The organism is Saccharicrinis fermentans DSM 9555 = JCM 21142, assembly GCF_000517085.1.
Classification (GTDB): domain Bacteria; phylum Bacteroidota; class Bacteroidia; order Bacteroidales; family Marinilabiliaceae; genus Saccharicrinis; species Saccharicrinis fermentans.
In genome coordinates, this window is sequence record NZ_KI912107.1 from 2,264,628 (window position 1) to 2,287,676 (window position 23,049).

17 protein-coding genes are annotated in these 23,049 nt (G+C 36.9%); 8 read left to right on the plus strand and 9 right to left on the minus strand.

The window, feature by feature from the left end:
• Positions 1 to 5: 5 nt before the first annotated feature.
• The 7 genes from CYTFE_RS0108850 to CYTFE_RS0108880 all read left to right on the plus strand — a co-directional run bounded on the left by CYTFE_RS0108850 (position 6) and on the right by CYTFE_RS0108880 (position 11,112).
• The gene (locus CYTFE_RS0108850; RefSeq protein WP_027471513.1) at positions 6 to 2,312 is read left to right on the plus strand and encodes a hypothetical protein; all 2,307 of its coding nucleotides are present in this window, start codon (positions 6 to 8) and stop codon (positions 2,310 to 2,312) included.
• A gap of 83 nt (positions 2,313 to 2,395) precedes the next feature.
• Positions 2,396 to 3,364: an ankyrin repeat domain-containing protein gene (locus tag CYTFE_RS0108855; RefSeq protein WP_027471514.1), complete on the plus strand. Its 969-nt coding sequence runs from the start codon at positions 2,396 to 2,398 to the stop codon at positions 3,362 to 3,364.
• A 62-nt stretch (positions 3,365 to 3,426) separates the two neighbouring features.
• Positions 3,427 to 5,505, plus strand: coding sequence for a LamG-like jellyroll fold domain-containing protein (locus CYTFE_RS0108860; RefSeq protein WP_152541887.1), 2,079 nt, complete (start codon positions 3,427 to 3,429; stop codon positions 5,503 to 5,505).
• A 153-nt stretch (positions 5,506 to 5,658) separates the two neighbouring features.
• Positions 5,659 to 7,044 carry a glycoside hydrolase family 28 protein gene (locus CYTFE_RS0108865; RefSeq protein ID WP_044214194.1) on the plus strand — a complete coding sequence of 462 codons (1,386 nt, stop codon included), beginning with the start codon at positions 5,659 to 5,661 and terminating at the stop codon, positions 7,042 to 7,044.
• Positions 7,045 to 7,050: 6 nt separating this feature from the next.
• Positions 7,051 to 7,986 carry an alpha/beta hydrolase gene (locus tag CYTFE_RS25745; protein ID WP_044214195.1) on the plus strand — a complete coding sequence of 312 codons (936 nt, stop codon included), beginning with the start codon at positions 7,051 to 7,053 and terminating at the stop codon, positions 7,984 to 7,986.
• 89 nt (positions 7,987 to 8,075) lie between these two features.
• Positions 8,076 to 9,476: a glycoside hydrolase family 28 protein gene (locus CYTFE_RS25750; RefSeq protein ID WP_044214196.1), complete on the plus strand. Its 1,401-nt coding sequence runs from the start codon at positions 8,076 to 8,078 to the stop codon at positions 9,474 to 9,476.
• Between the two features lie 88 nt (positions 9,477 to 9,564).
• On the plus strand, positions 9,565 to 11,112 hold the full coding sequence (locus CYTFE_RS0108880; protein ID WP_044214197.1) for a sulfatase-like hydrolase/transferase: 1,548 nt from the start codon (positions 9,565 to 9,567) through the stop codon (positions 11,110 to 11,112).
• A 469-nt stretch (positions 11,113 to 11,581) separates the two neighbouring features.
• On the opposite strand, the gene CYTFE_RS0108885 is transcribed toward CYTFE_RS0108880, so the two are convergent.
• Positions 11,582 to 12,583: a hypothetical protein gene (locus CYTFE_RS0108885; protein ID WP_027471518.1), complete on the minus strand. Its 1,002-nt coding sequence runs from the start codon at positions 12,581 to 12,583 to the stop codon at positions 11,582 to 11,584.
• Between the two features lie 910 nt (positions 12,584 to 13,493).
• On the opposite strand from CYTFE_RS0108885, the gene CYTFE_RS25755 reads away from it, so the two are divergent.
• On the plus strand, positions 13,494 to 14,414 hold the full coding sequence (locus CYTFE_RS25755) for an IS110 family transposase (protein ID WP_052343101.1): 921 nt from the start codon (positions 13,494 to 13,496) through the stop codon (positions 14,412 to 14,414).
• A 232-nt stretch (positions 14,415 to 14,646) separates the two neighbouring features.
• On the opposite strand, the gene CYTFE_RS0108895 is transcribed toward CYTFE_RS25755, so the two are convergent.
• The 8 genes from CYTFE_RS0108895 to CYTFE_RS31460 all read right to left on the minus strand — a co-directional run bounded on the left by CYTFE_RS0108895 (position 14,647) and on the right by CYTFE_RS31460 (position 20,810).
• Positions 14,647 to 15,372, minus strand: a complete 726-nt coding sequence (locus CYTFE_RS0108895) for an alpha/beta hydrolase family protein (RefSeq protein ID WP_152541944.1) — start codon at positions 15,370 to 15,372, stop codon at positions 14,647 to 14,649.
• Positions 15,373 to 15,403: 31 nt separating this feature from the next.
• Positions 15,404 to 15,547 carry a hypothetical protein gene (locus tag CYTFE_RS30340; RefSeq protein ID WP_162150081.1) on the minus strand — a complete coding sequence of 48 codons (144 nt, stop codon included), beginning with the start codon at positions 15,545 to 15,547 and terminating at the stop codon, positions 15,404 to 15,406.
• Positions 15,548 to 15,593: 46 nt separating this feature from the next.
• Entirely contained in the window at positions 15,594 to 16,964 is a 1,371-nt protein-coding gene (gene ltrA, locus CYTFE_RS0108900; RefSeq protein ID WP_027471520.1) for a group II intron reverse transcriptase/maturase, read from the minus strand.
• Between the two features lie 730 nt (positions 16,965 to 17,694).
• Positions 17,695 to 18,459, minus strand: coding sequence for a hypothetical protein (locus CYTFE_RS0108905; protein ID WP_027471521.1), 765 nt, complete (start codon positions 18,457 to 18,459; stop codon positions 17,695 to 17,697).
• A 6-nt stretch (positions 18,460 to 18,465) separates the two neighbouring features.
• Positions 18,466 to 19,224 carry a thymidylate synthase family protein gene (locus CYTFE_RS0108910; RefSeq protein WP_027471522.1) on the minus strand — a complete coding sequence of 253 codons (759 nt, stop codon included), beginning with the start codon at positions 19,222 to 19,224 and terminating at the stop codon, positions 18,466 to 18,468.
• Positions 19,225 to 19,226: 2 nt separating this feature from the next.
• Complete coding sequence (locus CYTFE_RS29920; RefSeq protein ID WP_154665643.1) at positions 19,227 to 19,391, minus strand: hypothetical protein; 165 nt, start codon at positions 19,389 to 19,391, stop codon at positions 19,227 to 19,229.
• 46 nt (positions 19,392 to 19,437) lie between these two features.
• Entirely contained in the window at positions 19,438 to 20,031 is a 594-nt protein-coding gene (locus CYTFE_RS31455; RefSeq protein WP_316929583.1) for a group II intron maturase-specific domain-containing protein, read from the minus strand.
• A gap of 47 nt (positions 20,032 to 20,078) precedes the next feature.
• Complete coding sequence (locus CYTFE_RS31460) at positions 20,079 to 20,810, minus strand: reverse transcriptase domain-containing protein (protein WP_211238160.1); 732 nt, start codon at positions 20,808 to 20,810, stop codon at positions 20,079 to 20,081.
• Positions 20,811 to 23,049: the final 2,239 nt, after the last annotated feature.

Here is a 23,049-nt window from a genome sequence, read left to right on the forward strand (position 1 = left end):
TTAAAATGCAGACCAACTACACACAAATAAAACAGCTTTTACTACTAATATTACTACTCCCATCAACCATCACTTTTGCCTGTGGAGGGGGATATTATGATGAGTACGATTTTTTCTACAACCTGTTCAATCAACAAAATATATCCGCTAAAGACTACTATCCCTTTTTGCGTACTGATGACCGTGCCTTTTATCAAGAAGAGGAAAAAAATCCCTATGCTTTTACTTCTGGTAATCTCACACTGTGGAAACAGCTATTGCCCCAATGGAGCTACAATGAGATACAAACAGCCTTGCAAACAACAGACCATGAAAGTTTTAGAAAACAATGGACAAACAAAAATTCTCCCTTAGAAAAGAAAATTAAAGAATATATGCTTTTTGCCCGCAAGTGTAGTAATATATTTGCCTACCGAAATACACAATCGTGGGACTATAAAGAGATGATAGCCAATACAAAAATTGATATTGCACCACTACTGGAAGAAGCCAACACCGCCCTTAGTAGCGAAACGAACAAACAACTCAAAATTAGGTACTACTACCAAATCATCAGAATTCTGCATTACGATAAGCAAAATCAAGCCGCTATCGATTTTTTTAACCATCATATAAAAGACAACTTTAGTCCTAACGAAATCTATTACTATATTTTAGATCATATTGCCGGTTGTTACTATAACATAAAGGACTACGAAAAAGCAGCTTATCTATTTTTACAAGTTTTCACCCACAGCCTGGATAAAAAAACCACGGCTTATACCAGCTATGTATTTTGTACATATCGGGGAGCCGAAGGGAAAGCGTATTTCAACGGAACAAAAGATCAGGTAAGCTATTTGACACTCAAAGGCATTCGTAATTTCACTGACGAACTAGGTGTCTTAAACGAACTATACAACTTAGCGCCCAATGACGAAAAAATGGAGTTACTCTTTATGCGTGCCATTAATAACCTAGAGAGAAAAGTTTGGCCCAAAGCAAGCGGAATGAATACCACTGCGCTCCCCTCCATGAATGAAAGCAATGCGCAAACTACGCAAGTCTTAAAAGCTTTTGCACTGAAAAGCTATGAAAATCCCCGGATAAAGCACAAACAATTCTGGTTACTTTCCTTATCCTACCTTCACTTTCTATCAGGAGATCAAAACCATGCTATTCAAACACTTAAACAAATAAACAAAGTCTCCTATTCTGAGCAAAAGGAACTGCTATCAAAAGTCTATACTGTGTTTAGTTGGAAAGAAATAGATACTACTAAAGAACAATTTTTAGCTACTAATTTTGGTGAAGACATTGGACATTATAAGGTCTATCAGACTAACTGGCAACATCTGGTATTGGATCAGGTGGCCCATGTATATTACCAAAACGGAAAATTAGCCAAAGCCTTTTTAATACATAACGACATCAAAAAAATCAGTGCACTTTCATCACACACACTCATTGATAAACTACTGACCTTTGCGCAAAAACCAAACAAAAACCAACTAGAGCAATACCTCTTGGAAAGATGCAAAGGAGGAGAAACTTCATCACAAGTAACAGACTACCTTCAGCAGGTTAAGGGTTTATATTACTTGCAAGCAGCAGATGTAGTCAATGCCCATAAACATCTAAAAACCAAAGATTTTGACCCCATCATCATCCCAGCTAAAATATTTAGCAACAACACCACGGAATGCTTTTCATGCGATGAAAATGAAATCATGGTTGATTCAGTCTACCTGGCTTCACCCTTTGCCTTTATAAAACCCTCCTTTTCACTACATGAATTACCCACTTACCTATTAAAATTAGATTCCATTAGCAAAGGAACAGTAGTCTGGAAGAAGAAACTTGCACATTATCTGATAGCCAATTATTATTTCAATGTTTCAAACACAGGTTACTACCGAGGGTATCTATTTGAAAAAGAACACTTTTCAAACCACCACTTTTTTAGGTATTACGGAAGTAACGATAAAATGGCTGACGAACTCATCCAAAACAGTATGGGATATAACCTCAAAGGCATTAAAAATCATGAAAAAACCTATCACCAACTCGCCCAAACAGCTTATTTGCATTATCGGAAAGTACTAGAAAACTCAAACGACAAGGAATTAAATGCCCGTTGCTTATATATGATGGCCAAGTGCGAACTAAATACTTTTTATAACGAAACTTATAAAGGATGGGGTTTTTACGACGGAAGTAACACAACAGAAAACAAAGCATTTGACGAACTAATAAACCATTACTCAAATACTAAATTTTATCAAATGATTATCAAAGAATGTAGCTTTTTTAGAAATTACAGTGCCTTATAAAAGATAAGAACTACAACAAGAAGAATAAATAACATCTACTCTTGTTTAAATACACAACTAAGTACCTTCTAAAAACCATAAAAATGACAAAATACATCATTAGCATTAGTTTTTTAACACTCCTATTAACCAACAGTTTAAGTCAAACTAAAACAGAACCATTTGACCCCTATGCAATGTCCAACCTGGTCCGGTCAGGAGACACCTTAAAGCTACGGCAAGCGATTACAAAATATAATTACGACGTAAACACATACGATGCGGAAGAATTTACAATGCCATTGTTACATGTAGCTTGTAGCTCAGGAGATAGTGTGATGGTTGACTTTCTACTAAAAAACGGAGCCAACCCCAATATACCCACCCGGTACGCTTTGGCTGCCAGTTGGGCAGCAGAAAAAGGCCACGTAAAACAAATAAAGCAATGTTTAGATAATGGTTTAGACCCTCAGATTGAAGAAATGAGCTACTGGGTCAACAAATACAAAAAAGGAGACAAGGACATCCCCCAATGGATGAACAAAGTAATCAGCCGGGTTCTTGAAACAGATACCATTCCCTATCAGAACTTTCCCTACTACCAATTTACAGACCCTGGAGATTATACGCTACTCATTGCCTCTATCATTTCTGATGAATATAAAAAACATCAGTTAACAAAGGAGCTTATTGATGCTGGTGTAAACATAAATCTAATCAACAAAAGCGGTTATACAGCCCTTATTGCAGCCATACTCAAATTAAATCCTTCATTGGTAAAACTATTGATAAAAAATGGGGCACATGTAAACCAACTAATAGCAAATCCCTTTCAAACTCGTAATGACGATGTTCTCAACAACCATGTAAGTCCCCTACTCTTCTTGCTTATCTACATTAATGATAACCATGAGCTCTTATCCCAAAATCATGATGAGATTATAAGCATCATTAAAATGCTAAAAAAAGCAGGTGCAGACATGTCTATACAAACAAAAACAGAACAAATGTCGGCAATGGATATTGCTAGGCAGTTGGGCGATGATAAGATCATAAAAGCCATCCAAAAATAACACACAAAATATTCACTAAATTCTTTTCTATATTTGCACTATAACCTCAAAGAAAATAAAATTTGTCAAAATATATTTTCATACTAATGTTGCTCTTCCATGTGGGAGAAGCTTTCACCAACACGCTTGAGCATGGCCTGTTATATAAAAATCACTTTTCACATTCTGATGACGTATTGGAAAATGTGGATATACATTTTGATATAGTTAGAGGAAAGGTAGGACGTTTTATTGCCAATAAAAACAAATCGCACAAAAACCTCACGCTACAAGATTCCGTTTTAACATTTGCATGCTGGATCAAACCAGAAAATGTTGGAAAGAAATCAGCAACCTACCTGTCTGAATTTGATATTTTAAACTTTAGAGTTTTAGCTACCCGCCAAATACAATTTAATCATTATAACAAAAAAGATATTGACACAAAGCCGGTTATCTGCAAAGATGTGTGGCAACACATCGCATTTACATTAAACGCAGATGGTACACTAAAAATCTATTACAACGGCGATTGTATAAAGAGTGATTCAATACAGGCAGACTGGCATCTGATCAGAAAAAATTTAAACATTGGCACAGATAAATACAAGCTAAACGCCAATGGACTTATTGATGATATTTACATTTACGATAGGCATTTAAACGCACAACAAATTGAGAAACTCTATACTGAAACCTTGATAGATGCCCCTTTACAACATAAATTACAAGCCTACTTTCCACTCAATGGCAACACTAAAAACAAGATAAACAATAAAATTAAACCTCAGGACGAATACATATTTTACACAGATGACGAACAACATGGCCTATGTGCTAATTTCGTTAATGACAGTTGTTTTATAGATATTGCAGGCTTTAAATACGACCAACAGTTAACATTTACCTGCTGGATAAAACCAGAAGCTACCCATAAATTAATGTCGGTTATTGGAAATAACAACCTGGTTTTCAGATTCAATCCCCATAGAAGCACACTAGTCTTTACAGTCCCCTTGCTTTACTCCAAATATTCTAAACCCTATCAAAAAGGAAGAATAGATGATTGGACACATTTGGCAATATCCGTTAACATCCATCATAAAGTTGATTTCTATGTCAATGGAAAACACTTCGACACACAATTGATCGAAGGTAAATCAGGCGATGAAAATACACTCACCATTGGCCAAAGTATATGGAAGAATCAATTCATAGGTCAGATGAGCCAGCTAGCCATATGGAACAGAGCACTCACATCTCGTGAGATAAAACAAGTTTACAATGGTAAATTAGAGACAATACAACCTACAAATGCACCCATTGCTTCATGGATCTTTATAGGGGGTAGCATATTTCTATTAACCCTTATCATTTCTCTGATATACATTCGGTATCACAAACAGCGAAACAACAATCTCTCTGGAGAACCTATAAAATCAATGTCTCCAATAAATTCCGTTCACCTCACCCATATTTTTAGAGCATATGATGCCCAGGGCAATGACATATCCAGGTTATTCTCTCCTACATTAATAAAACTATTTTCCTTAGTAGTATTATTCCCTTTATTAAAAAAACGACACATCACTTCCTCCGAACTATCTGATATATTATGGGAAACAGATAATCCATCTCAACAAAAAAACAACAGAAGTACACATATACACCGATTACGTAAACTATTAGAGCGGTTTAACCATGTAACCTTGACATACCAAAACAAAGAATGGCAGTTAAAACACGATGCTGATTTTTTTATTGATATTCAACACTTTGACCAAGCACTCAATGATAACACATTGCAAAAGCTTCCTGCATCCATAATGCTAAATCGTCATCTCAGAACCGAAAATTTTGATAGTCTCATTCATATCTATGAACAAAAGTATATACTAAGCTTTAAAAGCACTTGCTTTAACCTCTTCGCCAACAAACAGTATTCTCAGGTAATCAACATCAGTCGTTTGTGGACCGATATAGCCCCCCTCAGTGAGCTTGCCCACAAGTACCTCATTTCGTCCTTGCTTAAAACACAACAAAAGCAAGAAGCACTCAATACCCTTACTTCGTTTAGCCATAGATACAGCAAGTCATTAAACGAAGCGCCCACCATAACAATAGATGATTGCAACCACTTTAAACCCAACGACGCATTTTAGAAAATCTATTACGAAGTTCTAGAGTATCATTCAGGTTAAAGGGTAAAATTACGTACGAATTGGAGGTACATTTTAGATTTACCCCCCTTTTTAACCCTTTGCTGACCCAATTTAAAACCCTGGTTTATGTAAATTTGGGTAAAATCTAAAATTATGATGAAAGCAAACTGTATTGGAATCCTGATATTCCTTTTCATTTCTACTTTTGAGATATCAGCACAGTCCTATTTTAACGTACTTGATTACGGTGCTAAGGCCGATGGCTTCACCATTGACACCAAAGCAGTTCAGGCGGCCATAGATGCGGCCAATAAAAACCATGGGGGCACAGTTATCATTCCTTCCGGAAAAACAGTGATGAGTGGCACCTTATTTATGAAAAGCTTTGTCACCTTGCATTTGGAAAACGGAGCTATACTAAAGGGCAGTCCAAACATAGCAGACTATCCGGAAGGTACACATAAAAACATGTACAAAAATGAACCCCACATGAATAAATGCTTCATTTATGCCCAAAACGCCCACTCCTTTGCTTTTGAAGGTTACGGAACAATAGATGGCAACGGACACCCCCAACATTTCAATAGAAAAACAGGACGCCCAATGATGATGCGCTTTAAAAACTGCGACAAGATACATATGCGCAATATTACTTTAATCAACCCTGCAGCATGGACTTCGGCCTGGTTGTATTGCAATGAAATAGTGGTGGATGGAATTCGCATTCACAGCCGGGCCAACGGAAACGGCGACGGACTGGATTTTGACGGCTGTACAAACGTAAGAGTATCCAATAGTTCATTCGATAACAGTGACGATTGTATTTGCTTACAGGCCTCCTTACCCGACAAACCCTGCAAAGACATTGTTATCAGCAACTGCATCTTTGAAACAAAATGGGGAGGAATGCGAATAGGTCTGCTTTCCAGAGGCGACTTTGAATCTGTTACGGTCACTAATTGTACCTTTAAAAACATACAAGACAGCGGGCTAAAAATACAAATGAACGAAGGAGGAAGCATGAAAAACATGGTATTCTCCAATTTGGTGATGAAAAATGTTCCTCGGCCTGTGTTTATGACGTTCGCACAACAAAAAGCTTGCGTTGATGCACCCGATGAAATGTATCCCATGAAAGAAATGAAAAACTTTATCTTTCAAAATATCATTGCCGACAACACCGAATTGGACAAGAACTCGGCCTTTTTCTTAACAGGAATGCCTGGTAAACATATTGAAAATATCATAATAAAAGATATTCAATTTTTTATTGCTGGTGGCGGTACAAAAGAAGATGCCCATAAAAAAGACCTCAACGAATACTCCTTAGATGTATTAGAAGGATGGTGGCCTGAATTTAGTCGCGTAGGTACACTGCCAGCTTCAGGTATGTTTTTACGTCATATGAAAAATGTAACTGTGAGTAACTTTCACTTGTTTATTGAAGGACAGGATGCCAGAAAACCCATCATATTTGATGATGTCATCAACGGAAAAGTCTCAAATTCTTTTATCAACAGCAAAAAAATAAAATTATAAATCATCATGTATAAGCTAGTAAACATTCTACTTCTTTTATTCTATTTTGGACTCATGCCTGCGCAGCATACAACGCCCCTATGGAAAAAAAACGCGATTCCTAACTTCCAAAAATCAAAGGGTAAAGAAACAATTCCGCCTCGTGATATCATCTTTATCAAAAACATACAACAACCTGGAATAGAAGCCTTTTTACCATCCAAACAAAGTGCTAACGGGATGGCCGTTTTAATTTGTCCTGGAGGTGGTTATAGCGGAGTGTCTTACGACTGGGAAGGAACAGATGTAGCCAAATGGCTCAACAGCAAAGGCATTGCAGCTTTTGTATTAAAATACCGGATGCCACAGGCCGAATCGGTGCTTACCTCCTACAAGGCCCCTATTCAGGATGCGCAACGAGCTATTAGATATATTCGTTATCACGCCCAAGAGTTTAACCTCGACAAAAATAAAATAGGAGTTATTGGGTTTTCAGCAGGAGGCCACCTGGCATCTACCCTGGGTACCCACTACAAAAAAGCATATTACAATGCCAAAGACGATATAGATAAGGAAAAGATTCGCCCCGATTTTATGATGTTGATTTATCCTGTCATCAGCATGAAAAAAGGAATTACCCATTATGGATCAAGAAAAAACTTGCTTGGAGAGACTCCGTCGGAGGAATTGATTACAGCGTTCTCCAATGAGTTACAGGTGACAGAAAACACGCCTCCCACATTTATTTTACATGCTGGTGACGATCCTGCTGTACCTATCGAAAACTCTATTAAAATGTATCAAGCCTTGGTAAAAAACAAAGTAAAAACCACCATGCATATTTATCCAACAGGAGGACATGGATTTGGACTGGGAATAAGCCGAAAAGATGCTCCCGACTGGGCTAACCTGGCCACCACATGGCTCAATACCTTAAATAATCATCTATTAGAATCTAAATAAATAATCAGCATATACAAAACGAACGATGCCTGTAAGTTTAATTAGCCCGGGTAAGTTTCATATAGCCATTGAAAATAAATTATAATCATATGAAAAAATTATATAATCTAATATTTATTCCATATCTCTTCTTTCTCTCATGCCAAACGCATCCTAAGAAAGTCAATATACTTGACTGTGGAGCTATAGCTGACAGTACAACCATTAATTCCACTTTCATTCAAAAAGCGATTGATGCGTGTAATGATGCAGGAGGAGGTACAGTGATTATACCAAGAGGTGCTTTTATATCGGGAACAGTTCTATTGAAAGATAACGTGACCCTTCATCTTGAAAAAGGAGCTCAGTTGGTGGGAAGTAAAAACCCCAACGATTATATCACCATTGACCCATTCACAGATGCAGTGAACCAAGTAAGAGGCAAATGTCTGGTAGGAGCCGAAAATGCCCATAACATTGCCATTACAGGCGAAGGAACCATCGTTGGGCGCGGTCAACTCTTAAAAAAACCAGCGCTTTTAAAAACCATGAAAGACTTAGGGGTTGACAGAAGTAAACTCAACGATTTTGCCAACAATCGTCCATTTTTAATTCGCTTGGTAAAATCAACTAACATAAACATTCAGGGGGTGCAATTAAGACAGCCCGCGGCATGGACCTTACATATATTTCAATGTAAGAATATTTTGGTGGATGGTATAGACATCTATTCGCATGCACACAGAAATAACGACGGTATTGATTTAGATTCCAGCAGGGATGCCATCATTCGCAACTGTCATATCGATAGTGGTGACGATGCCATTTGTATCAAAAGCACATCTCCTATGCCCACTCAAGATGTAATGATTAGTAACTGTCACCTCAAAAGTGATTGGGGAACCATCAAATTCGGTACAGAATCAATGGGCGACTTTAAAAATATTACCGTCGATAACTGTACCATCCAAGACACCCGGGGTGGTGGAATCAAAATATTGAGTATGGATGGTGCCAATATTGATAGTATCACCATCAGTAATATTACAATGGATCGTGTGGAAATGCCCATCTTTATACGTCTGGGAGAACGACTCCGTACTTACCGAAATGCACCTAAACAAAAAGTCGGATCTATTAACAACATTGTACTAAGAAACATCAAAGCTGTCGTAAGAGATACCGCAGAATGTAGGGTAAATCCTCCCTCAGGCATTCTAATCACGGGTACACCACAGCATAGAATAGGTAAAGTGACACTCCACAACATCGATATTTCATTACCCGGCTGTGGAACCAAAGCACAAGCTAAAAATCAAATTGCAGAGGATGAAAAACGTTATCCTGAATTTAGTTTTTTTGGTGTACTGCCAGCCAGTAACATGTTTGCCCGTCATATTGAAAAACTAGAAACACAAAACTTACACTTTAGCCATCGTGCAAAAGATGAGAGAAATGAAATCTGGATGGACGATGTGATTGAGACAACGACTGAGAAAGCAAAACAGTAAATCGCCCCTTATAATGAAACAAGCATTACCAATATTATCTATTCTTTTTCTCTTGTAGTTAATATTCGGATGTAAAAATAAAATTCTAATGACAACAAAAAAATTCATCAAATGGAGTTGTGTTGCACTACTGTGTACTTTATCACTCAGCTCCTATGCCAAAAAGAGCAAAAAACCCAATGTATTGGTGATTTACACCGATGACCACAGGTACTCAGGCGTACATGCCCTTGGAGGACAAGCTGTGCGTACCCCCAACATCGACCAGTTGGCCAACAACGGTATCATATTCGACAATGCCTTTTTAATGGGTTCATTTTCAGGTGCCACTTGTATGCCAAGCCGTGCAATGTTAAACACCGGTCGTCAACTATTTAAATTACACGGACAGGGGCATGATATTCCTGTAGAACACACCACATTTGGCGAAGCCTTCAGTAAAGCAGGTTACAACACTCATATGATAGGAAAATGGCATCAAGATAGAGCTTCACTCACCCGTTCTTTCAATGATGGACAAACGGTAATGGGAATAGGTGTATACTTAACAGATCACTATCGCATGCCTTTGTGGGACTGGGACAAAACAGGCGCATTTCCCAAGAAAGATGCCTATTTATTATACTACGACGAACAAGGTAATGAAGTCCGACGTCCTGTAGCCAAAACCGATAAAAGAGGACCCACTGGAACGGAGGCTGATGCTCCACATTCCTCTGAGATATTTGCCCGAAACGCCGCCAGCTATATTAAAAACTATCATGATAAAAAGCCCTTTTGTATGTACTTGGCTTTTCATGCCCCCCATGATCCTCGTCAGGCGCCCAAAAAATACCGAGACATGTATCCCATAGAGAGTATCCATTTACCACAATCGTACATGCCCCAACATCCATTTGATAATGGCCATATGTTTTTACGTGATGAAGAACTGGCTCCCTGGCCCCGAACTCCAGAAGTAGCCAAAGAACATCTAGCAGCTTACTATGCCATTATCACTCATTTAGACGCACAAATAGGAAAAGTGATCGCTGCACTCAAAGAAAGTGGCCAATATGATAACACCATCATTGTATTTTCAGGAGACAGTGGCTTAGCTGTGGGATGCCATGGTTTAATGGGTAAACAAAGTGTATATAATGAAGACGGAATTCATGTTCCATTTGTAATATCAGGAGGAGCTATCAAAGAAAGCGGAGTAAGGTACGATGCCCTTTGCTATATCCACGACATCTATCCTACCCTTTGCGACTTGGCCAATATAGAAATACCTGCTTCGGTTACCGGAAAAAGCATGATGCCGGTGATTAAAGGTGAAAAAAAACAGGTCAGAGATTATATCTACAACGCATACCGTCAACATCAACGTGCTTACCGTAAAGGCGATTATAAGTTATTAGAGTTTGTGAAAGCTCCAGACAAAGATTGGAAACTAGGGGAACTAACACGTGGATCTAGAACAACATTGTTATTCAATATAAAAAACGATCCTTGGGAAACAACCAACCTTGCTTTTCTTCCTCAATACTTTGATCTGGTAAAAACCATGCAAAAAGAAATGAAGGAAAAAGCAGAAGAACTGGGCGATGATAATAAGTTTACCGGCGAAAAATACGATTTCTGGGACTACTATTAACATAGGTCTACATGTATAACAATAGGATAGTATTAATTCTTGGATATCCTTCACCTTCATGAAAAATGGTTCAAAAAAAAGGACAAAGGGAACATTCAAACCCCAATGATGCATTAGAACGCACCGCTACCGCACGAGTTCCCTCGTGCGGTAGCACCTTATTATAACAATATTCTTTCGTCAAAAACTTCTCGCCAACGCCGGCCCCGAGACTATTGTTCTGGCCCAACATACGGTCTACCTCTTGATAATTAGGTACTTATATGAGAATCACTCATTGAATGAAAAATATCGTTATAGCCTTTACGTTCGAAAGACTTAAAATCATATTCAATTTATAAAGAGAAATAACGAAGTTAACGTACGTACTTTTTGTGGCGTAAAAAGTCATGATGAAAGGATTAGGGGTGCATCTCCTCTTTTTCTACTCGACAAGTAACAGTACTTTCTATTAACAAGACGTTTAAAACTAGAATATATCAATCCTCTCAAAGTTTTCAAATTCTATTAACCCAAAATCCTTTTTTCTTTTACTTGTGTGAGATACATTTACGTTACCTGATTCAACATTTCTACAAGAATAATTATCACTACCTATGCTATGTAAATACCACTTGCCACTATTAATATCAAATTTAAATGTAGTAACTACAAAAGATTTATCACACGCTCCATATAATTGCTCAAATGAAAAATAATTATTCTTAATAGTAATTCCTTGAAAAGGATCTCCGACACCTGCACCTCCACATGTAGAACAATCGATTAAGTTACTATTTATTGCCGAAATTTTTACATTCGGAAAGTTTTCAATGGTTTCTAAAAGCACAACTTTTCGCTCGTAGGTGTCTGACAAGCTAGTCAATTCACTATTAGAAATATCACTCTGCATAACCACTATGTAATCATCAATTTTATCATTGTTTATATCTCCATTTTGCCAATAGAACACAGAATAATCTTTGATTGTTTTAGAAATCAAATTTGTTAGAACACCTAATGTGTCTGCTTGAAGGTTTTCTTGTTTACTGAAGTATATATATTTATCACACCCCTCACTTAGTTTAACATAGTAATTCATGGAGTTTCCATAATTTTGAATTACAAAATTTGATTCTTCAGAACTATATAAAGCGCTTATTGTGGTGGGAAGGATAAGTTCAGGCTTCTCGTGAACTAATGAATCTGGAATATCTTCAAAATATTCAGGCCCTAATTCTCCTAAATACTCACTCCACTCAATTCCGTTAAAAATAATATAAACATCATTCGTTCCTTCTTCCTTTATGTCTACAGAGCCTGTCAATTTTCTCTTTTCAGAAGTAAAAACATAAGTCAAAGCATTAATACTCCCAGAAATTTGGAATGATATATTACATTCTTTATTTAACCATAAGCCGGTTATTGATTCTAAAGAAATAACTGAAGACTCGTTCGTAACCTCGTTATCAATAAGGCTTTTTTCTTCCATTTTTCGAGTCAATAGATTAGATGCACATGTTGTGTTATGCCAACATATTACAAAAAATAATATGAAAATATTCTTCATTATGTATATTATTGCATTGTTGCCAAGTTATATACTAAGCCAATTGTCATTATTTTTATTTTATGTCGTTATTTAGTGGTTTTTTTACGTTCAATAACGGGGTCTAAAAACAATGCTTTTTATTTTTTAATATGTTTAACTACACCAAATTTAGCAAATAAATTTACTTTTTGAAATTGTTTGAAATGAATCAGGAGATTTTGAAAGAGCTTTAAAAAACCGATCTAATTCTGTTTGAACACTTGGACGGCTAAAACACATTAGGGATATTAATAAATCTTTAAAAGACAACTTTCGATTACGAGTAAAGTCTTCTTCCGAACATTTTCTTCCATTGATAAAACCTTCATTATCAATAGCTTTTAGAGAGTGAGAAAAAAGCCCTTCTACAAAAAGAGCTCCTCTGCTTTTCTTTTCCTTATTACACTTCTAATATACTTAAAAATATCAAGAAATCCTTAACTTAACGACATTGTACGTACGGTGCTGTGAGAGCTTCTCCGCTAGGCTATGTGCCTAGCGGCTGGCTACTCCTTTAGCTTTGTATTGGACAATCAGATTAAAATAACTTAGTTTTGAATTAACCGAAAAGAGTAAAAGTGAACTAAGGTCTACTCCAGTTTTTTAGGACTATCAATCGAATTAGTCTTTTACTCTTTCATTGAAATGAACCAGTTAGAATCTTAAGTTTTCAGGCTTATTAAAGGAGTTAGTTTTTTTAATGTATCGGTTTATTATTACTCACCTAAATACAACGTTATGAATTACAAATGGTTTGTCGGAATTGATGTTTCAAAAAGAACTTTAGGTGTTACCTTGTATTTAATAGATCATGGTAATAAATCTCCTCCATTATCAATCAGCTAATGACAATAAGGGAAATCGTGCTATAATTAAATGGTTAATAAAACAAGGCGCTAATCCTAAGGAAGCGCTGTTTTGTATGGAACATACAGGCGTTTACAGTATTAAAATTGCTGTGTTTCTAGAAAAAAATAAATGTAGTTACTCAATGGTTTCACCTTTGCACATTAAACGTTCTTTAGGTATAGTGAGGGGTAAGAATGATAAGATTGATTCTTTTCAGATTTCAAGATTTTGCTATTTGCATAGGGCTGAATTACCTCAAACAGTATTACCATTAAAGTCAATTCAAATATTACGAGGATTGATTAATGAACGAGAGCGACTGGTTAAAGTGCAAACATCCGAAAAGATTGTGATTCATGAATTAAAGGAAACCAATACTAGAGGAACAATTAAAAGGATAAAATGTAGGATAGCCCTGCTTGCAAAGGATATAAGTAGTATTGAACGGGAGATGGAACAGGTAATAAACTCGGAACCTAATGTTTTTAAGAATTATGAACTGGTCAGAAGTGTAATCGGAATAGGTCTGGTAAATTCAATTTTGTTTATTGTTTACACATGCAATTTTCAGAGCTTTACCGATGCAAGAAAATATGCTTGCTATGGAGGAGTGGCACCATTTGAGCATATTTCGGGAACAAGTATTCGTGGTAAGACCCGAGTGAGCCATATAGCTAACAAGCGAATTAAGGCAAACTTAAATAATGCAGCTCGTTCTGCCGTTCAGAATGATCCTGAATTACGCATATATTATGATCGAAAAGCAAAGGATGGTAAGGAGCATGGGGTAATTATGAATGCGATTAAATTTAAGCTTATTACTAGAGTTTTTGCTGTGATAAATAGAGGAACTCCATTTGTGAAAATACGCCAGGCAGGTTAATTATATTCGGAAAATAGGATCTTAAGGGAGTTGTTCGGCTCCTTTTATACAGGTTCGATGCCTGTGTAAAAGGAAAAGGTATGCCTTAAATAAAGCATACCTCAATGCAAAGAAATCTTCGGTATAATAATCACCATCGGTCGCTGTTCGGCAAGAATAAAGTTAGAAATTAATTCTTTAAAAATGTTTGTTTAAGTCTTAGAATTCGATTATGCAAAGTTATTTTTTCATTCTATCTTATATTTGATTTCAATACATCAAATACATTTGATTTGGAATCAATAAAATCCATATGCCCACAAGCCTCAAGTTCAATCAAATGTGATATATCTGTAAATTTTCTAATTTTCTCATGATATAATTTTGACCATTTTATTGGAACGTAGTCATCCATGTTCCCATGAATAATAAGTTCGGAACTATTTTTCCTTTTTAATTTGATGGGAGAACCGAATAAATAACGTTCTGGAAATTCATTGGGATTCCCATGAAGTAACTTTTCCACAGAACCATCACCAGCATTTTTGTAATAGGCAATTTCCAAATCCAATATCGGGGAAAGTCCTATAAATTTCTTCACATCAATTTTCAAGTCTTGGGAGTTAAGCCAAATAGCTAAATGTCCTCCTGCTGAATGTCCTACAACAAATACGTTATTTATATTTACATGATTATAAATATTCTTAATATTATTCAACTCATTAATTGCTTTTGTTGCGTCATCGAAAACATCTCTCCATTTATGATTTGTTTCTCCAATCCTCCTATATTCAATATTCCAAACGCAGAAACCTAAGTTTAATAGCTCATGAGCAACATTATCAAATTGATGTAAATCATGTGGCATAGTCCAAAATCCCCCATGAAAAAGACAAACTGTGCCAATACAATTTGTATCGTGCAAGTATAGTTCTCCATATTGAGAATTCTCATTTCCGTATTTGATAAGCTTTTTCATATAATTTATCTTTTGACCAAAATGCGTCTGTTTAATTTTGCAGTAGAGTAGAGCCTGATAGCTTACTCCCATTATTACTTCTAAAAGTAGCAATAATAAGTAAACTATCAGCGCCCCCTTCATCAAACCGTACGTGAAGTTTTCCCTCATACGGCTTACCGATAGAGTTCTTCATTGAGCTTTATTCACTATATACTTTCTTGTAATGGTGTTCATGATTTTCAATTCGCAAGGGTTTTCAAGCGTGCATACTTTTCCAAGTCTAACAGCCTTTTGCTTTGTACAAAAGTACTGTATGGTCGCTGGCGAAGCGACTTGTGCGCTTTACGTCCTTTGCTTTTGAGCCATTTAAATAGTTTATAATCCAAGTGTTTGATGATAACCTTTATGGTTTCCCAAATGTGCGTTACCTTATTTATAGAGAAATAATTAAGCCAACCTATTAATAATGAGTTGAGCTTGTAAAGCAAAGGTTCAATCTTCCAATGCCTACGTTTTGCTAAAAGCTCACGAATGTTGGCAAAGAGTTTACTCCTTGATTTCATACTCGGGCGGACGTTGGTATAGTTCTTCCTGTTCCAAGCGAATTTGGAGCGGATTACCCTGAACTCAAACCCCAAAAAGAATAGGCTTTTCTTATGCACATGCAAAATAGTTGTCTTTTCCTTATTGATGGTAAGCCCCATCCGTGTCATTAATGAATCGATATGTGCTAATATTTCTCTGCTGTAATAGTAAGTTCCCATAAGCACAAAGTCATCGGCATAACGCACAATTCGTATGTTTGCTTTGGAGAATTTACTCTTTGAATTATTGACTATTCGGTCAAAAGCATGTAGGTAAATATTCGATAACAATGGACTAATAACCCCTCCTTGCGGCGTACCTGCTGTACTCGACAACAACTTTCCGTTCTTTAATTGTTTTGGGGCTGTTAACCACTGTTCGATAATATCCAGAATTCCTTTGTCACTGATGCGTTCTTTAAGCAGTACAAACAGTTTATCGTGAGGAATGGTATCGAAGTATTTCGATAAATCTGCATCATAGATGAAATGATGTCCATCGTAGATATTCTGTTTGATTTGCTTGATTGCATCCTGTGCCCCCCGTTTGGGTCTAAATCCATATGAAGTAGTAATAAAGTCGGCTTCCCAAAGTGGCTCAATCAGCATCTTAACAGCCATTTGTGCTACTCTGTCTTTTATGGTGGGAATACCCAACATGCGAAACTCACCTTTCTTCTCCTTCGGGATTTCTACCTGACGAACAGCCTGACTTCGGTAGGTATTGGTACGAAGTTCTGTTTGCAACTCCTTGAGGAATTTGGATACACCATATTTCTCAATATCTGCAAACGACATCTTGTCAACTCCTGTGCCTTTGGAATAATTCTGTTTTACTCTACGATAGGATTCCTCTATCACATAGTCTAAGCTCATCTTGTCGCTTAAACTATAAGCTTTAAATTCCTTGTCTTGCTTGGCTCTAATGTATAGCTTCCTTTGGAATTCACGAACTCTTTCATCGGTCAGAAATGACGATGGACTTACTAATAGACTTGCGTCAATATAGGTCGTTCTGTTTTCCATATAAGCTTCTCTAAAGTAGAGCCCCTTCCCTATGCAGCGTTTTGTTGTCGCTACAGTCTGTGGTACTATGGGCTCCTCCGACTTCTCTTGTTTCCTTGCTGAATTTCGCTATGCTTATATCAGCCTGTTTAAGATTGCCAAACTTTAAAACAAGAGTCCTCCCACGTTCCGTAATAATCCATCTATAACCACGCCATCCCTATGACTCCGGTAGACCGTTGTATTTCAAATTGCTGTTAATTCATACAACGTAACAGGGTTCGAAGACCGTCAAAACTCTCCCCATCTACTGATACACTTCTCGAAGCTACCACGGGTTCACGCTTGCGCATTACGGCTTGGTCATTTGAACATACCGAGCTTCAGCGAAGACCCTCACGGGCTTAACTGTCGGCAGCTCTTCTAAATGAACAGCAATTATTGCCATAAGCGAACGCAGAGCCAAGTTTACTTGGGCTATGCTGAGCGAAGCAATAATCTTTTAACAAAATTATTTAGGTAGGATTTACACCTACTGGATTACCACAGCTTCGTGGCACACTAACGGTTTATGTAAGTGGAGTGCGGGATTAAAAGTGATGAACTTTCAAAACCGCACGGAGCCAATTCGTTTATTCATATTTTCTTTTTTACGCCAATCGACAAAGACGAATTGGCGGTGTTGCAACGAAGAACTACAGTTGAATTACCCACTGAAACCCGCATTACATTTACATTTTGTTATGCCCAGTTATTTTTTTTGAAGATAATCAATGAGTAATAATAACAAATCCTTGATGAGTATTAAAACAGGAACAGAGATAAAAATAGCTATTCCCCAATTCATTGTCTTTTTCATTTTATTTACACAATCCCTGCTATATTTTTGAAGTAATTGCAGGATTGCAACTTGTTCAATATCCTCTTTTAAAAAATAGTTCTTCGTTTTTGATTTATTTGTCCAATTGTAAACACTGCTCATATAACTTTTTGTTACTTCAAGCAACTGCTTATCAGCTTTCTTTTTTTTCTTGCTTAATCGATAATCCAACTTATCACTAAATTTATATTTGAAATACCAACTATGAATATCCATAATCTTTCTATATGGGTAATTTGCCGTCATGTAGTTATTATATATAATCAACATAATAATACCAGTAATGAAAAGTACGATTGAGTTAATATAACCACAGAGTTTTAAAAAATCAGGTATTGAATTACTATTACTTAAAAGTATCCCTAAAAACGTTGCACTTACTCCAATAAAACTCAATCCCAAATTTAAAAATTTGTGTTTCTGTTCGGAGTAATAATCAAATCGTCCAATTGCATAATTAATCATATTATACAACCGTTCTTGAATTGCAGCTTCGCTATTGTTAAAGGATTCATTTTCAAATAAGGAAGTTAAATTCCTTTGAACTTCAGCTTTTAAGCCAGCATAACTTGAATCGTTATTAATTAAACTTTGAATTTCTGATTCAGTTAGTTGATTTGGAATATTTGATGACATAACAATTTAATTTTGTTTTAATTGTAACTTATCAATAAGTGCAGAAATAATACTCTCAATTTCAGTCCCATTAATATACTCTCTTTTTCTCATTTCCATTCGTAACGGCAAAAAGATTCTGGAAAAATGTAAATTTAAAGAACCAATGCTTCCGTTTTGAAGTTTTTTATGTCTTGTGATTTTTTTTGCTTGGTCTAAAACATAATGTTGTAGCTGCCTCAAGTAATAAACATCAGGGTAGAAAAAATTTAATGCATCATTTGTTCTAAAGAACATATTTAGTTGTAATTCATTATTTCGAAATTTAAAATCACCAGCAATTGGACATGGAACAAATCCAGGGCGTTTTTTTGCAATTAAATCTGAAGGTCTAAAAATTGTAAATGTCAAAAGACTATGTTTAGGTTTATCTGCAAGCTCAAAAATTACATTACTTATTTGGTCGATTTTAATTATTTCATCTTTGAATAGTTCTTCGATAGAATTCATCCGGTTAAAATAATTTGGTTTGGTCATTAAATCAATTCCCGGTTGATAAACTCTGTCCGCTCTTTTAAAAGATAATTTTGCGGTATTACCAACTGTATTTATAAATTCATTTTTGAATTGAATAAAATCATTAAATCCATCCTCTGAATGATTTATTGAAACTAAACAATTAAGTAATTCCAAATATCTTGAACTTTTAACACCGCACTCCCTAATTTTTAAAATCAGTTTATAATACGCTTCAAGTTCGTTTTCTGATATAATTAAATGAGCCATTTCTATCTATTTCGTATCTCTTTATAATTGGGCAGTAGAGTAGAGCCTGATAGCTTACTCCCATTATTACTTCTAAAAGTAGCAATAATAAGTAAACTATCAGCGCCCCCTTCATCAAACCGTACGTGAAGTTTTCCCTCATACGGCTTACCGATAGAGTTCTTCATTGAGCTTTATTCACTATATACTTTCTTGTAATGGTGTTCATGATTTTCAATTCGCAAGGGTTTTCAAGCGTGCATACTTTTCCAAGTCTAACAGCCTTTTGCTTTGTACAAAAGTACTGTATGGTCGCTGGCGAAGCGACTTGTGCGCTTTACGTCCTTTGCTTTTGAGCCATTTAAATAGTTTATAATCCAAGTGTTTGATGATAACCTTTATGGTTTCCCAAATGTGCGTTACCTTATTTATAGAGAAATAATTAAGCCAACCTATTAATAATGAGTTGAGCTTGTAAAGCAAAGGTTCAATCTTCCAATGCCTACGTTTTGCTAAAAGCTCACGAATGTTGGCAAAGAGTTTACTCCTTGATTTCATACTCGGGCGGACATTGGTATAGTTCTTCCTGTTCCAAGCGAATTTGGAGCGGATTACCCTGAACTCAAACCCCAAAAAGAATAGGCTTTTCTTATGCACATGCAAAATAGTTGTCTTTTCCTTATTGATGGTAAGCCCCATCCGTGTCATTAATGAATCGATATGTGCTAATATTTCTCTGCTGTAATAGTAAGTTCCCATAAGCACAAAGTCATCGGCATAACGCACAATTCGTATGTTTGCTTTTGGAGAATTTACTCTTTGAATTATTGACTATTCGGTCAAAAGCATGTAGGTAAATATTCGATAACAATGGACTAATAACCCCTCCCTTGCGGCGTACCTGCTGTACTCGACAACAACTTTCCGTTCTTTAATTGTTTTGGGGCTGTTAACCACTGTTCGATAATATCCAGAATTCCTTTGTCACTGATGCGTTCTTTAAGCAGTACAAACAGTTTATCGTGAGGAATGGTATCGAAGTATTTCGATAAATCTGCATCATAGATGAAATGATGTCCATCGTAGATATTCTGTTTGATTTGCTTGATTGCATCCTGTGCCCCCCGTTTGGGTCTAAATCCATATGAAGTTGTAATAAAGTCGGCTTCCCAAAGTGGCTCAATCAGCATCTTAACAGCCATTTGTGCTACTCTGTCTTTTATGGTGGGAATACCCAACATGCGAAACTCACCTTTCTTCTCCTTCGGGATTTCTACCTGACGAACAGCCTGACTTCGGTAGGTATTGGTACGAAGTTCTGTTTGCAACTCCTTGAGGAATTTGGATACACCATATTTCTCAATATCTGCAAACGACATCTTGTCAACTCCTGTGCCTTTGGAATAATTCTGTTTTACTCTACGATAGGATTCCTCTATCACATAGTCTAAGCTCATCTTGTCGCTTAAACTATAAGCTTTAAATTCCTTGTCTTGCTTGGCTCTAATGTATAGCTTCCTTTGGAATTCACGAACTCTTTCATCGGTCAGAAATGACGATGGACTTACTAATAGACTTGCGTCAATATAGGTCGTTCTGTTTTCCATATAAGCTTCTCTAAAGTAGAGCCCCTTCCCTATGCAGCGTTTTGTTGTCGCTACAGTCTGTGGTACTATGGGCTCCTCCGACTTCTCTTGTTTCCTTGCTGAATTTCGCTATGCTTATATCAGCCTGTTTAAGATTGCCAAACTTTAAAACAAGAGTCCTCCCACGTTCCGTAATAATCCATCTATAACCACGCCATCCCTATGACTCCGGTAGACCGTTGTATTTCAAATTGCTGTTAATTCATACAACGTAACAGGGTTCGAAGACCGTCAAAACTCTCCCCATCTACTGATACACTTCTCGAAGCTACCACGGGTTCACGCTTGCGCATTACGGCTTGGTCATTTGAACATACCGAGCTTCAGCGAAGACCCTCACGGGCTTAACTGTCGGCAGCTCTTCTAAATGAACAGCAAATTATTTAGGTAGGATTTACACCTACTCGATTACCACAGCTTCGTGGCACACTAACGGTGGCGGTATGAAATGTTGCCGATTGCGGGCGATTCCCTATCAAGTTACACAAAAGTTGGAGCGGGCTACAACCCTTTAATAACCTACTATCCCGGCAATTTTTTATACCGCGTGTGTGTGCCCTGCATGTGCTGCAGTACACCCACACCCGAAGTTGTTGAAAAAGTTTGAAAATACAAATTATCTTCAATAAACCTCGGAATGTGGAGTATTATTTAATATCCAGAGGGTGAAACGAAGTTCACGAATTCTTTAATATAAACATTTGTATTCGTAAAGTCCCATCACGGGCGGAGGTAACGCTCCGAACCGTTAGCAAGTGACACTTTTTGCTACTGCAAAAACGTAGTCGTCAAGGGTGACCTTGGGAGTGAAGATTATTTGTGAGCGATTAGCGCAGCAAATACCGACGGCAAATTGGCTCCGCCGATCTTCGATTCCGGTTCTGACGAACAGAATTGTAGAGTAGCGGAAATCACGAAATCCATTAAAATTAGACCTTTTGATCTATTGTTCTAGACCTTTTTGGTCCTTTTTATGGCAATGATAATGACGAAGTTATCATAAGGGCCTTTGAAGATTAAACCTTCCCGAGTAAAAAGGACGTATGCATAAGCAGCAAGAGCAAGGTATGTATTAAAAGAATCAATCTATCCTCTCTATACAGAAACAATATTTCCAATTTAATAAATGCATTCAAGTAAAACATAGAAGTTCTCAATTATAAAAAATCATATTCAAGAACTCTCATCTAAAGGATATCTTCTATTAATGTACAAAGCTATCAGTTAATGAACCGCAGGGTTGGCCAGAACAATAGCCCCGGGGCCGGCGTTGGAGAGAAGTTTTCCTGGGCGCACTTGAGGTGGTAGTGCGGTTGGCCTAGCGCGAAAGAAGTGTGTGCCGGACGGAAAGGGAAGCTGATGCCGGGGAGGTAGTGATCTATTGTTCTAGACCTTTTTGGTCCTTTTTATGGCAATGATAAAAAGAACATATGTGTTCTTGCATAAGCAACAAAAATATCACAAGAATAAAGTTATTTCCCCCTATACAGAAACAAGATTTCCAATTTATTAAATGCATTCAAGTAAAACACAGAAGTTTTCAATATTAAAAATCCAAATTCAAAAACTTTCATCTTAAGGATATCTTCCATTTGTATAAGAAACTATCAGCTAATGAACCGCAGGGTAGGCCAGAACAATAGCCCCGGGGCCAGCGTTGGAGAGAAGTTTTCCTGGGTGCACTTGAGGTGGTAGTGCGGTTGGCCTAGCGCGAAAGAAGTGTGTGCCGGACGGAAAGATAACCCAAAAGCTGCATTAGAAAATCTATTACGAACTAAAATTGCTGCCAATCAAGTCGCCAGCTAACTTGTTTCAATTCACCATAGCTGGTGCTATGCCTCATCTCAACAAGTTCTTGATTGATTGCACTTTTAATTCTCATGACGAAGTTCTAATACATCATTTGGGTTCGCTGATGCCGGGGAGGTAGTGATCTATTGTTCTAGACCTTTTTGGTTCTTTTTGTGGCAATGACAAAAAGAACATTAACTGAAGTTTCAAAAACAAGCAATGTACCATGTACGTAGTAAAATATAGATCACTCTAAAGTAAATATGCGGTCTGCTACATATTGCAAAATAAAAATGCTCCAATCCGGATGTCGATTGGAGCGTTGGAATTCTCTAAGTTTTACTGGAATCTTTTGGAATTAATCGAAATTAGTGGGTGTTTTTGGAATATTCTGACAACTATTAGACTT

Excerpts from the sequence above, each read along its gene's own strand:
- CYTFE_RS0108850 (WP_027471513.1), top strand. The coding sequence starts at position 6 with ATGCAGACCAACTACACACAAATAAAACAGCTTTTACTACTAATATTA.
- CYTFE_RS0108855 (WP_027471514.1), top strand. The coding sequence starts at position 2,396 with ATGACAAAATACATCATTAGCATTAGTTTTTTAACACTCCTATTAACC.
- CYTFE_RS0108865 (WP_044214194.1), top strand. The coding sequence starts at position 5,659 with ATGATGAAAGCAAACTGTATTGGAATCCTGATATTCCTTTTCATTTCT.
- CYTFE_RS25745 (WP_044214195.1), top strand. The coding sequence starts at position 7,051 with ATGTATAAGCTAGTAAACATTCTACTTCTTTTATTCTATTTTGGACTC.
- CYTFE_RS25750 (WP_044214196.1), top strand. The coding sequence starts at position 8,076 with ATGAAAAAATTATATAATCTAATATTTATTCCATATCTCTTCTTTCTC.
- CYTFE_RS0108880 (WP_044214197.1), top strand. The coding sequence starts at position 9,565 with ATGACAACAAAAAAATTCATCAAATGGAGTTGTGTTGCACTACTGTGT.
- CYTFE_RS0108885 (WP_027471518.1), bottom strand. The coding sequence starts at position 12,583 with ATGGAAGAAAAAAGCCTTATTGATAACGAGGTTACGAACGAGTCTTCA.
- CYTFE_RS25755 (WP_052343101.1), top strand. The coding sequence starts at position 13,494 with ATGGTAATAAATCTCCTCCATTATCAATCAGCTAATGACAATAAGGGA.
- CYTFE_RS0108895 (WP_152541944.1), bottom strand. The coding sequence starts at position 15,372 with ATGAAAAAGCTTATCAAATACGGAAATGAGAATTCTCAATATGGAGAA.
- CYTFE_RS30340 (WP_162150081.1), bottom strand. The coding sequence starts at position 15,547 with ATGAAGAACTCTATCGGTAAGCCGTATGAGGGAAAACTTCACGTACGG.
- ltrA (WP_027471520.1), bottom strand. The coding sequence starts at position 16,964 with ATGGAAAACAGAACGACCTATATTGACGCAAGTCTATTAGTAAGTCCA.
- CYTFE_RS0108905 (WP_027471521.1), bottom strand. The coding sequence starts at position 18,459 with ATGTCATCAAATATTCCAAATCAACTAACTGAATCAGAAATTCAAAGT.
- CYTFE_RS0108910 (WP_027471522.1), bottom strand. The coding sequence starts at position 19,224 with ATGGCTCATTTAATTATATCAGAAAACGAACTTGAAGCGTATTATAAA.
- CYTFE_RS29920 (WP_154665643.1), bottom strand. The coding sequence starts at position 19,391 with ATGAAGAACTCTATCGGTAAGCCGTATGAGGGAAAACTTCACGTACGG.
- CYTFE_RS31460 (WP_211238160.1), bottom strand. The coding sequence starts at position 20,810 with ATGGAAAACAGAACGACCTATATTGACGCAAGTCTATTAGTAAGTCCA.